Annotated in this window: 10 protein-coding genes and 1 riboswitch; of the genes, 8 read left to right on the top strand and 2 right to left on the bottom strand. The window is 64.0% G+C overall.

Annotated elements, in window-relative coordinates; all coding sequences use genetic code 11:
- Positions 1-36: 36 nt before the first annotated feature.
- Positions 37-138: riboswitch (TPP riboswitch) on the top strand.
- A gap of 115 nt (positions 139-253) precedes the next feature.
- The 6 genes from thiC to ACVOLQ_RS11080 all read left to right on the top strand — a co-directional run bounded on the left by thiC (position 254) and on the right by ACVOLQ_RS11080 (position 10,042).
- Entirely contained in the window at positions 254-2,128 is a 1,875-nt protein-coding gene (gene thiC / locus ACVOLQ_RS11105; protein WP_481528039.1) for a phosphomethylpyrimidine synthase ThiC, read from the top strand.
- 105 nt (positions 2,129-2,233) lie between these two features.
- Positions 2,234-2,824: a DUF4136 domain-containing protein gene (locus tag ACVOLQ_RS11100; protein ID WP_313173526.1), complete on the top strand. Its 591-nt coding sequence runs from the start codon at positions 2,234-2,236 to the stop codon at positions 2,822-2,824.
- A 68-nt stretch (positions 2,825-2,892) separates the two neighbouring features.
- On the top strand, positions 2,893-3,570 hold the full coding sequence (locus ACVOLQ_RS11095; protein ID WP_313173525.1) for an ion channel: 678 nt from the start codon (positions 2,893-2,895) through the stop codon (positions 3,568-3,570).
- Positions 3,571-3,812: 242 nt separating this feature from the next.
- The gene (locus tag ACVOLQ_RS11090) at positions 3,813-6,086 is read left to right on the top strand and encodes a winged helix-turn-helix domain-containing protein (RefSeq protein ID WP_481528038.1); all 2,274 of its coding nucleotides are present in this window, start codon (positions 3,813-3,815) and stop codon (positions 6,084-6,086) included.
- 133 nt (positions 6,087-6,219) lie between these two features.
- On the top strand, positions 6,220-7,122 hold the full coding sequence (locus ACVOLQ_RS11085; protein ID WP_313173523.1) for a helix-turn-helix transcriptional regulator: 903 nt from the start codon (positions 6,220-6,222) through the stop codon (positions 7,120-7,122).
- 61 nt (positions 7,123-7,183) lie between these two features.
- The gene (locus ACVOLQ_RS11080) at positions 7,184-10,042 is read left to right on the top strand and encodes a TonB-dependent receptor (RefSeq protein ID WP_313173522.1); all 2,859 of its coding nucleotides are present in this window, start codon (positions 7,184-7,186) and stop codon (positions 10,040-10,042) included.
- A gap of 220 nt (positions 10,043-10,262) precedes the next feature.
- Here ACVOLQ_RS11080 and ACVOLQ_RS11075 read toward each other — a convergent pair whose 3' ends face one another.
- Positions 10,263-11,378, bottom strand: a complete 1,116-nt coding sequence (locus ACVOLQ_RS11075) for an HDOD domain-containing protein (protein ID WP_313493889.1) — start codon at positions 11,376-11,378, stop codon at positions 10,263-10,265.
- Positions 11,379-11,539: 161 nt separating this feature from the next.
- Positions 11,540-12,085, bottom strand: coding sequence for an inorganic diphosphatase (ppa, locus tag ACVOLQ_RS11070; protein WP_313173520.1), 546 nt, complete (start codon positions 12,083-12,085; stop codon positions 11,540-11,542).
- Between the two features lie 529 nt (positions 12,086-12,614).
- On the opposite strand from ppa, the gene ACVOLQ_RS11065 reads away from it, so the two are divergent.
- On the top strand, positions 12,615-13,835 hold the full coding sequence (locus ACVOLQ_RS11065) for a tetratricopeptide repeat protein (protein ID WP_481528037.1): 1,221 nt from the start codon (positions 12,615-12,617) through the stop codon (positions 13,833-13,835).
- Between the two features lie 47 nt (positions 13,836-13,882).
- Positions 13,883-14,551: a glutaminyl-peptide cyclotransferase gene (locus tag ACVOLQ_RS11060; RefSeq protein WP_481528036.1), complete on the top strand. Its 669-nt coding sequence runs from the start codon at positions 13,883-13,885 to the stop codon at positions 14,549-14,551.
- Positions 14,552-14,929 lie beyond the last annotated feature (378 nt).

Raw genomic sequence — 14,929 nt, 5'->3', positions numbered from 1 at the left:
ATGGGTTGGATTTGCGGGGCTTTGCAGGTCTAATAGCGCCCGAAGCGGGGGTACCGCAGCCTTGGGGCTGCGGTTGAGACATACCCTTCGAACCTGATCCGGTTCATACCGGCGTAGGGAAGCTTTGTGTGCTGCCAGTCGATGAGCCCGTGATGGGCCTGGACTTGGCAGCGTGCGCCTTCGCTTCGTTCCGTCATGCGAATCCCTCGCGTGGCCTTCGCACCCCGCGTGTGGATAGACAGGACGAATGCCCATGAATGCACAGCCCAGCCTGCAGCAACAGGCCCAGCAACTTTCCGAGTCGGTGACCCGGCCGATTCCCGGCTCGCGCAAGATCTTCGTCGCCGGTTCGCGCCCGGACCTGCAGGTGCCGATGCGCGAGATCGCGCAGACCCGCACGCCAACCCTGTTTGGCGGCGAGGAGAACCATCCGATTACCGTGTACGACACCTCGGGCCCGTATACGGATCCGCAGGCCACCATCGATCTGGCAGCGGGGCTGGCAGCGGTGCGCAGCGCCTGGATCGAGGAGCGCGGTGATACCGAGCAGTTGGCCGGGCTCAGTTCCGAGTTTGGCCGCGGTCGCCAACACGATGCCAAACTCGATGCCGTACGTTTCCCCGGCCGCACGCTGCCGCGCCGCGCGATTGGTACCGCCAACGTCACCCAGATGCATTACGCGCGCCGCGGTATCGTTACCCCGGAGATGGAGTACGTCGCCATCCGCGAGAACCAGCGGCTGGACGCGGTGCGTGATGCCGGTCTGCTCGCGCAGCATCCGGGGCAGAGTTTCGGTGCCAACATTCAGCAAATCATCACCCCGGAATTCGTGCGTGATGAAATCGCGCGGGGCCGCGCGGTGTTGCCGAACAACATCAACCACCCCGAGTGTGAGCCGATGATCATCGGCCGCAATTTCCTCACCAAGATCAACGCCAACATCGGCAACAGCGCGGTGTCCTCGGGTATCGCCGAGGAAGTGGAGAAGCTGGTGTGGGCGATCCGCTGGGGCGGCGACACGGTGATGGACCTGTCCACCGGCAAGCACATCCATGAGACGCGCGAGTGGATCGTGCGTAATTCGCCGGTGCCGATCGGTACCGTGCCGATCTACCAGGCGTTGGAGAAAGTGGATGGTCGTGCCGAGGAGCTCAACTGGGAGATCTTCCGCGACACCTTGATCGAACAGGCCGAGCAGGGCGTTGACTACTTCACCATCCACGCCGGGGTGCTGCTGCGACACGTGCCGCTTACCGCCAAACGCGTGACCGGCATCGTCTCGCGCGGTGGTTCAATCATGGCCAAGTGGTGCCTGGCGCACCACAAGGAAAACTTCCTCTACACGCACTTCGAAGACATCTGCGACATCATGAAGGCCTACGACGTGTCCTTCAGCCTTGGCGACGGTCTGCGCCCGGGTTGCATCGCCGATGCCAATGACGCCGCCCAGTTCGGTGAACTGGAAGCGCTGGGTGAACTGACCCGTATCGCCTGGAAGCACGATGTGCAGACCATCATCGAAGGCCCCGGCCACGTGCCGATGCATCTGATCAAGCAGAACATGGACAAGCAGCTGCACGAATGCGGTGAAGCGCCGTTCTATACCCTCGGGCCGCTGACCACCGACATCGCGCCGGGTTACGACCACATCACCAGTGCGATCGGTGCAGCGATGATCGGCTGGTACGGCACCGCGATGCTCTGCTACGTGACGCCGAAGGAACATCTTGGGCTGCCCAACCGGCAGGACGTGCGTGACGGCATCATGGCCTACAAGATCGCCGCCCATGCCGCTGACCTTGCCAAGGGTCATCCCGGCGCACAGGTTCGCGACAACGCACTGAGCAAGGCGCGCTTCGAGTTCCGCTGGGAGGACCAGTTCCACCTGGGCCTGGATCCGGAGAAGGCCAAGGAATTCCATGACGAAACCCTGCCCAAGGACGCGCACAAACTGGCCCACTTCTGCTCGATGTGCGGCCCGCATTTCTGTTCGATGAAGATCACCCAGGACGTGCGCGAGTACGCGGCCGAGCAGGGGGTTGATGAGGCGCAGGCGCTGGCGGCGGGCATGGCCGAGAAGTCCGCGCAGTTCCTGGCCGAAGGCGGCCAGGTCTACCGCGCCGAATAGCCCCGCCAGCGGGCCAGGGCACCTGCGCGGGTGCCCTGGCCCATGCTTGACGCCACACGGAGGACGGACGTGCTAGCGTGCAGCCGTCCACACCAGGGGTAGGCCATGAAACTTCGCTTTGTTTCGCTGTTTTTCGTCCTGTCCACGCTGCTCCTGCTGGGCGCCTGCGCCAGTACACCGCGCGTCGCCAGCCAGGCCGATCCCAGTGCGGATTTCTCGCGCTACCGCAGTTTCGCGTTCTTCACGCCGCTGGCGCTCGAGCAGCACGGCTATACCACCATCACCAGCAACCGCATCCGCGCCGCGGTGCGCACGCAGATGGAGGCGCGCGGTTATCGGTTCGATGAAGCCAATCCGGACCTGTGGGTGAACCTCAACGCCTACCTGCAGGACAAGACCCAGGTCACCACGATGCCGGAAGTGGATTACGACTATTACTACAGCTATCGCGCCCGTGGTTATGTTGCCGTGCCGTACTGGCGTGACCGCACCGACGTGCGCCAGTACACCGAGGGCACATTGAACGTGGATGTCGTCGATGCACGGCAGAAGCGCCTGGTCTGGGAAGGTGTCGCGGTGGGCACGGTAGGGCGGGTCAAGCCGGAGCAGCGGGGCGAGCGGATTGACGCAGCGGTGGCGGCGATCTTTGCCACCTATCCGTATCGCGCTGGAATGTCGGCCAATCCTGCTCCCTGATCTTCCCGCCCACGCGCAATGCAGCAACAGCAGCGTTCGCCACCGGCACTGAGGCACTGAAAGAGCATATGCAATCGCGCTTGAGATGGATCGTGATGGCGCGCCGGCACCCGTCGGCGTGGCTGCTGGCGGTGCAACTGCTTGGCGTACTGCTGTACCCGGCGATGGAGCACATGCCCGCCGGGCGCGCGTTGTTCGGCGTATTCGGCATGCTGGTGCTGGGCTTGGCGGTGTGGGTGGTAAGGCGCAGCCCGTTGTTGCTGTGGCTGGCGTTGACGCTGGCGATCCCGGCGGTGGTGTTCTCGATCGCCGGGGCCTTGCTCGGGCGTTATTCGCTGATCGCGGTGGCGCAGGCATTCGAATGCCTGCTGTATTTCTATACCTCCTGCAGCTTGATCGCCTACATGCTGCAGGATCACAAGGTGACGCGTGATGAGCTGTTCGCGGCAGGCGCCACGTTTACGCTGCTGGCGTGGGCGTTCGCGTTCGCCTATTCAGTCTGCCAGCACGTGTATCCGGGCAGTTTTGTGGCCACCAGCGAGGGCGATTTCCGAAGCTGGGTAGAGCTGCTTTATCTCAGCTTCAGCTTGCTGTCAGGGGTAGGCTTGAGTGATGTCGTGCCGGTGCATCCGCAGGCCCGTGCATTGGTGATGCTGGAGCAGTTTGCAGGCGTTATGTACGTTGCTTTGGTGGTTTCGCGGCTGGTCGGCCTGACCATTTACAAAGCCGAGAAAACTGAACGCTAGATAAAAAAATCGCGCCGTACGGCGCGAATCATGTAGCGGATTATGTAATTACGTCGGCGAGAGAGAGCCTGATGTCATCCACGCGTGGGCGCGTGGGGAACCCGGTTAGAGTAATATTGGTTCCAGAAAAAACATTTGCTCTGTGCGTTGATGCCTTTTGCGGAACTTGGCGGCTTGGAAGGGCATGGGCCCCGACAGCTGGACACAGGATGCGTGTCCGCCAGCGATTTTGAACGACCGCGATGGCAACGAACTTCATCGAAAAACCAAGCTCTGACCGACTGCGTGTCGGTGAGTGTCTGGTGGTGCTTTCCTCCCGCGAGGTGCACCAGCCAGCAACATCCAGAACCCAACGGCTCACGCCCAAATCGGTGGGGGTGTTGCTGGTGCTTGCGCGTCGACCTGGGCAGGTGGTGACCCGCGACGAGCTGTTTGCCGAGGTCTGGCCGGACACCATGCCGACCAACGACGTGCTGACCCAGGCGGTTACCCAGCTGCGCAAGGCCTTCGCTGCAACCGAAGCAGGCGAAGGCGCAAGTTATATCGAAACAATCGCCAAAACCGGCTACCGCCTGCTGGCCCCGGTTGCCTGGGAATCGAGCCCGGACGCCGCGGTTGCCGATGCGCCCGAGGAGGCTGACGCAGCGGGTGTGGATGTGCCGCTGGCGCCTGTGCACGATGGCGCGCGCCATACGCGGCGCAAGGTGCGCCGTTACGGCTTGCTGGCGATCGGTGTCGCCTTGTTGTTGAGCACGCTGATGATGGCCTGGTTGCTGTGGGGCCGTGATGCGCCGTCGCAGACGGACGCAACGGTGGTCGAAGGCAATCGGGTAGTGGGCAGTCCTGCGCGTCCCTACCGCCTGATCACGGCGACCGAAGGCGTGGAGGTGAATCCTTCGCTGTCGCCCGACGGCGCGCTGGTGGTGTTCGCCCGCGAACAGGACAACAGTTCCAGCTTGTGGATACAGAGCGTGAGCAATGCAACCGCGACGCCGCTGCTGACGCCGCCTGCCGGCGCCCTGGATCGCTTCCCGGTATGGTCACCGAATGGCCGCAATGTGGCCTTTGCGCGATTCCTGCCACAGGGCGACTGCGAGGTGCTGGTGGTATCGGCCACCGGCACCGGGCTGCGTCGCGCCACGCGTTGTGATGGCACGGACATGCTCAGCTTCGACTGGGCCCCCGACGGGGCGAGCCTGCTGTTTGGGTCGATGACCGGGCGCTATGCCAGCCGCGGCATCCGCAGCCTGGATCTGGCATCGGGACGCTGGTCATCGCTGCGCTATGAGATGGGCAGCGACGACTTCGACTATGCGCCGCGCTATTCGCCAGACGGGAAAAAGATCGGTTTCGTGCGCAATCCCCAGGTAGGGGATATGTGGGTGATGGATGCCGACGGCAGCAATGCGCAGCGTTTGACCGACGACGCAGCCGAGATTCGTGGCTGGAGTTGGTTGGGCTCGGACGAGATGGTGTTTGGTCGTCGCATCGACAGCGAAGCGCGCCTGTATCGCCTGGATGTGGCCACGCGCGCACTGCGTGACATGGGCATCGACAACGCGCAGAGCCCGGCGGTGTCGCGGGGTGGTGGCAATCTGGCCTTCGTGCGCAGCCAGCCGCAGTTCGGCCTGTTCCGCATTCCACTCGGCGACGAAAACGCGCCGCCGCAGCGTCTGTTTGCATCGTCCGCGCGCGATGGCCAGCCGATGGTGTCGCCCGATGGCGCGCAGCTGGCGTTCACCTCGGACCGTTCCGGTGCGTTCGCGCTGTGGTGGGCGCGTCTGGATGAGCCGGCATCGCTGCAGATGATCGAGGGCGTGCGCCCTGAAGCACGCCAGCCCATGGACTGGTCCGAGGATGGGCGGCGCCTGTTGGTGACCGGCCGTGATGCCGACGGTGTGCCGGGCATCTACGAGGTGGCACCGGAAGAAGGTCATTGGGTGAAGCTGGCGGTGCCTGTGCGGGAACCGCTGCAGGCGGTGTATGGCCCCACGCCCGATACGCTGTTGGTGGTGGAGCGCGGGGATGATGAGCGAATGGCGCTGACCCTGTTTGATCGCCGGCAACAACCGTGGAAGCGCCTGGCATCGCTGGAAGGGGTATCGCAGGTGCGCTATGACCGCGCCGCGCAGCGGGTGCTGTTCACGCGCCTGGCCAGTGGTGGGCTCTGGCAGGCTGCATCCAATCTGGCGCAGGACAGCGTGAAAAACGTGCACGCCGAATTGCCCAGCCGCTGGCGCTACCGGACCTGGGCCGTGGCCGCCAATGGTGCAGTGGAGTACCAGGAGATCAGCCGCAACTGCAGCAGCCGGTTGACCGCCATTGCCGGCGACGGTGCCAGCCAGTGCCTGGATGCCAAGCGCTTCAGCGCCGGCAATGGTCTGAGCCTGGCGCCGGACGGCAGTGCTGTTTTCATCGCCTTGGCCACCGCCGACAACGCCGATATCGGCATGATGCGGGTTCCGCAGCGTGCGCCGCGGCGGGTGATGGGCTTGGCCAAGTGGTTGTCACCATAGGGAAATTTGGTTTCGTAAGTTTTTCGTAGGCCATATCGGGAAGAATTCGCAGCAATCTCGCCAGACTTTCCTGACCCACATCGCCAAAGTTGGCAAAACGTTCGCTCAATAAGAGCAAACGATGGTGTGCGACATGCGGCAGGTTTCGTGGGTGGATCGTGGTCAGTCGGTTTCGTTTGAAAAGCCTGCGGAGGATGGCCCGCGGCCAGCCTGTGTCGGCGTGGCCCGACTGGGCAGCCTGCAGACCTCGGGCACGGTATTCACGGTATGGCTGCAGCTGCGCGGTACTGCCTGGGTGGAATCCAAGGAAGGAAAGTTCCGCCTGCGTCAGCGCGAATGGATTGCCTTCGAGAAAGAATCGCGGCCGCTGATCCAGGCGGGCCGGGACGGCATCTGCATTGGCGTGAGCCTGGATACCGACGCGCTGCGCATGCTGGGCACGCTGGCCGATTGCAGCGTGTATACCGGGCGCGGCCGCATGAGCCTGGGCGAGGCGCGCTTGGCGCTGCGGCTATGGCGCGAGGCGCAGGCACCGGGTTCAACCATCCACCAGCTGCGTCCGCTGCTGCTGCATCTTGCTTCGTTGCAACGTGATCTCGCCGGTACGGTGCAGCGTTGCCCCGGGCGTTCGCGCATCCGCAAGCGGCAGGTGTTCGGTCGCATGCAGCGTGCGCGCATGTATCTGGAAGGCAACAGCCACCGCGTCGTACGCATTGGTGAGTTGGCCGAGCTGACGAACTTCTCCAGCTGGTACCTGTCCAAGACTTTCCAGAGCCTGTATGAAGAAAGCCCGCAGTCCCTGTCGGCGCGGCTGCGACTGGAGCGCGCGGCGATGCTGTTGCGTGATACCGACATGATGATCGGTGAAGTGGCCTCTGCCAGCGGTTTTGATAACTGTTGCAGCTTTGCACGTGCATTTCGTGCACGTTTTGGCGCATCGGCCACGCAGTACCGCGAGACGCCGGAGGCGTTGAAGCCAGATTCGGCAAAGTTTAAGGATGGCTTGCGCAAAACCAAGGCGGCAGTACGAACGTAACGTTCAGGGGTGTTTAACACACCGCTAACTTTGTCGTTTGTTTAGCTCTTTGGAGAGATTGATGAAGCTTCGTAATTCTGCAGTGCGGTTGGGCTTGCTCCCGGCCGGCATTGCTATTGCCTTGACCCCGTCTTTTGCTTCGGCGCAGGAAGCTGCTGCCGGCGCCACCACGCTGGACCGCCTGGAAGTCACCGGCTCGCGCATTCGTGGCGCGAACATGGAAACCCAGCAGCCGATCCTGACCCTGAGCCGTGAGAACCTGGAAAAGCAGGGCTTCACCTCGGTCGCCGACGTGCTGCAGAACATGACCTCGGCCGGCTCCCCGGCAATCTCCCGTTCGGAGTCGCTGGCTTCGGGCGAGAACGTCGGTGGTTACTACATCGATATCCGCAACCTGGGCGCCAACCGCACCCTGGTGCTGATGAACGGCAAGCGCCTGGGCGCTACCTCGGGCGGCTACCAGGATCTGAGCCAGATCCCGATGTCGGCCATCGAACGCATTGAAGTCCTGAAGGACGGCGCTTCGGCCATCTACGGTTCGGACGCCATCGCCGGCGTGGTCAACGTGATCACCCGCAAGAACTTCGACGGCGCTGAAGCCAACGTCTATATCGGCCAGTACGGCGAAGGCGACGGTGACCTGAACCAGTATTCCTTCACCCTGGGTTCGGCTGGCGAGCGCGGCAGCCTGACCCTGTCGGCCGAGTACTCCAAGCAGGATCCGGTGATGGCGAAGGACCGTTGGTTCTCGCGCAACGGTGGCAAGGGCCCGAACACCACTGCTGCCGACCTGAGCCCGATCGGCCCGAACGGCGTGTGGTGTGATCCGCGCGTATTCGGCGATTGCCTGCAGAAGAAGGACGGCCCGACCGTCATCTGGCAGACCCTGAACCCGGGTGGCAACCCGACCAACGAAAACGACTACCACCCGCTGACCCCGGGCGAGTACGCCAACGCCAACCAGCAGATGTCCCTGCAGACCGGCATCGAGCGCAAGTCGGTGTACGTCAATGGCACCTATGACTTCACGGACAACGTGTCGTTCAATGCCGACATCCTGTACAACGAGCGCTCCACCGACCAGCAGATCGCCGGTTACCCGTACCAGTCGCAGTCCTTCGAGACCCCGCTGGCTGGCAACAGCGCATTCAACCCGATCGGCCAGGACGTCGAGTTCCGTCGCCGCCTGTGGGAAATGCCGCGTACCACCGAAAGCAAGCTGAAGACCCTGCGCTTCGCGCCGACCATCAGCGGCTTCTTCGATTTCGCCGGCAAGTCCTTCGACTGGAATGTCGGTGCGCTGTTCAACCGCAACGAATCGACCAAGAGCAACCACGGCGACATGAGCCTGATTGCTGCACGTCAGGCCCTGGGCCAGTCGTTCATCGACGCTGACGGCGTTGCCCGTTGCGGCACTGCTGCCAAGCCGATCGCTGGCTGCCTTGCCTGGAACCCGCTGCTGCCGGCCGGCGTTGCTGGCCCGGGTTCGCTGGACAACAAGGACCTGCAGGAGTTCCTGTTCCCGACCTTCACCACCACCGGCGTCACCAAGACCACCTCGTTCACCGCTGACCTGGCGGGTTCGATCGTGACCCTGCCGGCCGGTGACCTGGGCTTCGCCATCGGTGTCGAGCACCGTGAAGAAGAAGGCCGCTTCGTGCCGGACGCGTTCATGCAGTCGGGCGAGTACACCGGCCTGCCGCAGAGCACCACCAACGGCAAGTATGATCTGGACGAGGTCTACCTCGAACTGAACATCCCGGTGCTGGCCGACATGGCTTTCGCCAAGGAACTGACCATCAACGTTGCTGGCCGTTACTCGGACTACAGCAACTTCGGCGACACCGTGAACGGCAAGTTCGGCGTGACCTGGCGTCCGCTGGATGAACTGCTGGTCCGTGGTACCTACGCTGAAGGCTTCCGCGCTCCGTCGGTCGACAACATGTACGGCGGCATCGGTGGCAGCTTCGAGAAGTACACCGATCCGTGCGGCATCGGCGCACCGGGCAGCGTCAACGGCAATGCAGCATGTAATGCTGCTGGCGTGCCGCTGGGCTACACCCAGCTGGGCCAGGGTCTGATCCCGTGCACCACCTACCCGTGCCAGACGCCGGACCAGTTCATCTCCGGTTCCAACCCGGCGCTGAAGCCGGAAACCTCGACCAGCAAGACCATTGGTGTTGTGTGGAGCCCGCGTTGGGTGCAGGGTCTGGACATCTCGCTTGACTGGTACAACTACCAGATCAAGGACATGATCATCTCCGACAGCGTCAACCGCATCCTGCGTGACTGCTACGTGCTGGGCGACAACAGCCGTTGCGCCAACGTCGTGCGTGCTGCAGATGGCCACATCAGCGACATGTTCTACGGCCTGGCCAACCTGGGTCAGATGGAAACCGAAGGTTACGACCTGGGTGTGAAGTACCGTCTGCCGGAAATGTCGTTCGGTCAGATCTCGATCGATTCGCAGACCACCTACACCGCCAAGTACGACGAAGTCGGCCAGAACAGCAAGGGCCAGAACATCATCGTCGGCAACGTTGGTTCGCCGGGTATCTTCCGCGTGCGCTCGAACCTGGGCGTGAACTGGGAGTACGGCGACTTCGGTGTGAACTACACCGCGCGTTACTACTCGGGCATGAAGGAAACCTGCGTTTCCAAGGCCGAGGGCTGGTGTGACCTGCCGAACCGTTATGAGAACGGTGAGAAGGCTCCGCTGCGTACCACCGGTTCGAACACCTTCCACGACCTGCAGGTCAGCTACAAGGCGCCGTGGGATGCCACCATCGCAGTGGGCGCGAACAACGTGTTCAACCACCGCGGTGCATTGCAGTACTCGGCTCCGAACAGCGACTTCGCCTACTACGGCGGCTTCGACATCGGCCGTTTCCTGTACATGAAGTACACCCAGCGCTTCTGATCCATTGAAGCACTGTGATGCGTGACGAAGGGTGGGCCGAAAGGCCCACCCTTCTTTTTGGTGTGTTGCCTGGCCCGGGTAGGCGCGCGCAGCCCGGGGGAGCGGGGGCGCGCTGCACAACGCACGGCACGGCAACCGGGTGCGCCCTGCAAAAACAACAACGGCCGCTGGGCGGCCGTTGTCATTCACTGCTGGTCATGCGTGCCGATGCGACGCTGGCTCAGGCGTCCACGCTCAGGCCCATCATCTCGTCGGCGATCGCACGCCACTGTTCGAGTTTGGGCAACACGCCGACATTGGCCAGGTACTGCTCATCCACCGCGGTGCCAGCGGCCAGGGCGGTGGCGACGTGGACGGCACCGGCCACCCAGAAGCTGCGCACATTGGAACGGCCTGGCTGCAGCTGGAAGGCGACCGCCTCGATGATCGGCATCGGCAGGCCCCACAAGCCCATCAGATAGGCACCGGCTTCCGCATGGCCGGGACGGCTTTCGTCGGCCTCGGCGGGCTGGCGCTCGTCGCGCACACCCGGCAGCAGCAGGCCGATGTCGGCCAGCAATGCCGCGGTCGAGCCGAGCTCGGCGCTGGCGGACGGCAGCATTTTCGCGGCCAGGCGCGAGGCCAGCAGGGCACGCGATTGCATGGTGTTGCGATCCGGCCCGGACATGCCGGGCAGGGCGAAAACTTCGCTGGCCAGCACCAGGTCACGCAGCGTTGCCATGCCCAGGCGGGTCACCGCGCCGCGCAGATCGGAGATCGCGCGGCCATTGTTGAAGAACGCGGAGTTGGACAGCTGCAGCACCTTGGCGGCAATGGCCGGGTCGGCTGCAACCAGCTTGGCGATCTCCGCCGCGTTGCTCTCCTCGTCCTCTTCCAGCGCGTGCATCAGGCTCAGGTACAGGTGCGGCGGCGAGGGCAGTTTCTCGATGCGACCGATGGCCTGGCGCAGGCGCGGGCTGTCCAGCAGTTCACGCAGTTCTTCCAGGCTGGTCAGCGCCTCGAGCAGGATCTCGGGTGGCAGCGGCAGCGGCAGGAAGCGGTGGGCGACACCGATGATGCGCGCCGATGGCACGCGCTGGCTGTTGTCGCCGTCGATCAGGGCGATGCGGATGGTTTCCGGACGCAGGGTCCGGATCTGGCCGAGCAGGGTGGCCGGGGCCAGGTCGGGCAGAACCGGCGCAACAATGACCGCATCGATCGTGGCGGAAGACACTGCGACGATGGCGGCACTGCCGTCCGGGACCGACTCTACTTCCCACTCGTCGCCGAGATCGCCGATGTACTCAAGCAGCTCGGCCGACAGGCTGGCTTCGCCGCCGACTAACAGGATTCGCAAGACACTTCCCCTTGGACAAAACGCAAAATCCGAACAAAAAACAGGCCGGAAACCGGCCTGTCAATGTAGCTAATCGCTGGCAAAGGGTCATGCCCTCTACGAGAAAAACGTGATGGTTGTCGCTACGCAGGGCCGGGTGTTACGACCGTGCGCGGGCGCAATCAGACGTCCTGTTCCTGGGTGGCGAGGTAGGTCTTGTGGGCTTCGCTCAGGATGCGCTTGGCTTCAGCGGCATCGCCCCAGCCTTCGATCTTGACCCACTTGCCCTTCTCCAGGTCCTTGTAATGCTCGAAGAAGTGACCGATGCGCTCCAGCCAGTGGCTGGACACCTGGGCGATATCTTCGACATGGGCGTAGCCGCTGAAGATCTTGGCAACCGGCACGGCCAGGATCTTCTCGTCGCTACCGGCTTCGTCGCTCATCTTCAGCACACCAACCGGACGGCAGCGCACCACCGAACCCGGGACCAGCGGCAGCGGCAGCACCACCAGCACGTCGGCCGGGTCGCCGTCGCCGCACAGGGTCTGCGGCACGAAGCCGTAGTTGCAGGGGTAGCGCATCGGGGTGGACAGGATGCGGTCGACGAACATCGCGCCGCTTTCCTTGTCCATTTCGTACTTCACCGGCTCCGAATCCTTCGGGATCTCGACGATGACGTTGATTTCTTCCGGCGGGTTCTTGCCCGGCGAGACCAGTTTCAGGCCCATTGCGCTGACTCCGAATCGTTGTTGGTTGAAAAAGAGCTCCATTCTACGCCCACGGCTATTGCGGCGCACCAAACCGCGGCGAGCGGGCTGAACCGACGGAAGGGCGCCTGCCTGAATGGAGGTTATGGGAATCATTATCATTTCCTGCTGGCCCGTCGCTCTGCCGCCCCCGCTCAGCCAGTTCGGCGCCCGCGGCTTGCCGCTACGGCGTCCATGTCCAGCAATGCCAGGCCTGAACGGACCGCTGATCAGTGAAGGGCCCCCGCTGCGGCGAGTACCGGCGCGGATGCCCTGCAGGGGCGGCGAAACCTGTGACGGCATCCAGGGAGGCAAGATCAGGGTGTCTGCATGCCGAACTCCACCAGCGCACGCGCGGGGGCTGCGCCGGGACTTCTGGCGATTACGCCGCGCCACGCAGGCGGCGCAATGGGGGGGCACTGCCCATCGGCCCCCCACAACGGTCCAGCCGTCACTCGCGGTGCTGCGCCGAACAAGTGCATCCGCGCACGACCGCGGCTAGCCTGCACCCATGGACTCCCTGATCTCCGCGTCCGCGCGTGCCCTTGCCACCGGCGACGTTCTGACCGCACTCAAGCACGTCGCATTGCGCGAGGATCCGCCAGCGCTGGCGCTGCGCGGGATCGCCATGGCCCAACTGGGTGATTTGCCGCGCGCGCGAGAACTGCTGCGGAATGCGCGGCGTGGCTTCGGCGGGCACGAAGTAGTGGCGCGCGCGCGCTGTGAGCTGGCCGAGGCCGAAGTGGCGCTGGCATTGCGTGAGCTCGGCGGTAACGCCGAGCCGCTGATTGCCATTGCAAGGGTGCTGGACGCGCGCGGCGATCATGCCAATGCGCTGCAGGCCTGGCTGATTCTCGCGCGGCGATGGCTGTTGCTGGGCAGGTTGCAGGAGGCCGCGGATGCGTTGGCGCGATTGGAGAGCAAGCCACTGCCGGCGGCGCTGTCTGCCATGGCCGGATTGACGGCGGCAACGCTGGCCCTGCGACGGATGCGGATCGGCCAGGCACGCACGGCCCTCGCGCATGCGCGTAGCGCTGCCGCAGGTGCAGGCATTGCCGCATTACGGGTGGAGGTGGACCAAGCCTTGCTCAAGCTGGACCAGCCCGCGGCACGTTGTCTTGGCAACGGTATCGATCAGCTGCTGTGCATCGATCAGGTACAGGCGCTGCTGGAGTCGGGCGCGCTGATCGTGGACGCTTGCCGGCGCGGCATCAGGATAGGTGACTGCTGGTTGTCACTGGCGAGGCGGCCGGTGTTGCTCGCGCTTGCTCGGGCGCTGGCCGCGGCCTGGCCGGCCGAGGTGGATCGCGAGGTGCTGATCATGCGTGCGTTCGGCATGCGTCATTACGACGACACGCTGCGGGCACGGTTGCGGGTGGAGATCGGCCGCCTGCGCAGGCTCATCACGGTGCAGGCGCACATTGAAGCGACGCCTGTGGGTTTCCGCTTGTCTCCCCGCAGCGCCAGCGTGGTGAGGGTGCTGGTGCCGCCGATCGAAGGGGAACTGGCTGCAGTGATCGCGCTGCTTGCCGATGGCGCGGCCTGGTCTTCGTCGGCCTTGGGACTGGCCCTGGGCAGCAGCCAACGCAATGTGCAACGGGCGCTGCTGGAACTGGAGGCGGCAGGGCGCGTGTATGCGCAAGGGCGTGGCCGCGCGCAGCGCTGGCGGGCGATGCCGCTGGGCGGATTCACGACGATCTTGTTACTCCCTGCTGCGCTACCGATTGACTAGTTTGATTGCCAGGCAGCCAAACACGGACATGCCAGGAGATTGCAGCGATGAACACACAAGCACTCGACCCTGCCATGGCGGCAGGCAAGGTTCGACCCGCCGAGGTGATTCGCGAGTACGGCCCGTTTGCCGGCTCGGACACCGTCAACGGCGTCAGTTTCGACGGACAAAACGTCTGGGCTGCCACGGGTGCCGCCCTGGTGGCCTTCGATCCGGGTAGTGGCGAACCCGTGCGCAGCCTGGCGTTGCCCTGTGACGCAGGCACGGCGTTCGACGGCACCTATCTTTGGCAGATCGCCGAGGCGCGCATCGACAAGATCGACCCGCGAAGTGGTGAGGTGCTGGCGACGATTCCCGCACCCGGCGGTGGCACGGATTCGGGCATGGCATGGGCGGAGGGCAGCCTGTGGGTAGGCCAATACCGCCAGCGGAAAATCCACCAGATTGATCCCGCCGATGGCGCCATCCTGCGCACCATCGAATCCGACCGTTTCGTCACCGGCGTGTCGTGGGTGGATGGCGAACTCTGGCATGCCACTGGCGAGGCCGGGCAGAGCGACATCCGTCGTGTCCAGCCCGATACCGGCGCGGTGCTGGAACGCCTGCAGATGCCGGACGGGATCAGCGTCAGTGGCCTGGAAGGCGATGGCGGCGAGCTGTTCTATTGCGGCGGCGGCAACGACGGCAGGGTGTATGCGGTGAAGCGGCCGCGTTGATTGGAGCGGTGGCAGTACCACCGAGCATTTGTGGCTGATACGCCATCTGCTTCGCGGCTTACGCCGCTCCTACAGCTGCCGCAGGTTACCGAGACACAGCCTGCAGCTTCCGACCTTCCCGTCGCCGGATACAAAGCCCCTCTCCCGCGCGCGGGAGAGGGGTTGGGGTGAGGGCAGCTTCTCGCTGTTGGCTTCAACAACGGCAACGGCGCCAACAACGGCGCCAACTGCACCAACATGACGACTACGCCATCAGCTTCGCGGCTTACGCCGCTCCTGCAGGTGCCGTTGGTTGCGGAGACATTACCTGCAGCTTCCGACCTTCACGTCGCCGGATACAGAAGCCCCTCTCCCGCATGCGGGAGAGGGGTTGGGGTG

It is taken from the genome of Stenotrophomonas sp. STEN031 (assembly GCF_056759975.1).
This window is presented reverse-complemented; position numbering and strand designations above follow the sequence as displayed.

Excerpts from the sequence above, each read along its gene's own strand:
- ACVOLQ_RS11080 (WP_313173522.1), top strand. The coding sequence starts at position 7,184 with ATGAAGCTTCGTAATTCTGCAGTGCGGTTGGGCTTGCTCCCGGCCGGC.
- thiC (WP_481528039.1), top strand. The coding sequence starts at position 254 with ATGAATGCACAGCCCAGCCTGCAGCAACAGGCCCAGCAACTTTCCGAG.
- ACVOLQ_RS11060 (WP_481528036.1), top strand. The coding sequence starts at position 13,883 with ATGAACACACAAGCACTCGACCCTGCCATGGCGGCAGGCAAGGTTCGA.
- ACVOLQ_RS11065 (WP_481528037.1), top strand. The coding sequence starts at position 12,615 with ATGGACTCCCTGATCTCCGCGTCCGCGCGTGCCCTTGCCACCGGCGAC.
- ACVOLQ_RS11100 (WP_313173526.1), top strand. The coding sequence starts at position 2,234 with ATGAAACTTCGCTTTGTTTCGCTGTTTTTCGTCCTGTCCACGCTGCTC.
- ppa (WP_313173520.1), bottom strand. The coding sequence starts at position 12,085 with ATGGGCCTGAAACTGGTCTCGCCGGGCAAGAACCCGCCGGAAGAAATC.
- ACVOLQ_RS11095 (WP_313173525.1), top strand. The coding sequence starts at position 2,893 with ATGCAATCGCGCTTGAGATGGATCGTGATGGCGCGCCGGCACCCGTCG.
- ACVOLQ_RS11090 (WP_481528038.1), top strand. The coding sequence starts at position 3,813 with ATGGCAACGAACTTCATCGAAAAACCAAGCTCTGACCGACTGCGTGTC.
- ACVOLQ_RS11085 (WP_313173523.1), top strand. The coding sequence starts at position 6,220 with ATGCGGCAGGTTTCGTGGGTGGATCGTGGTCAGTCGGTTTCGTTTGAA.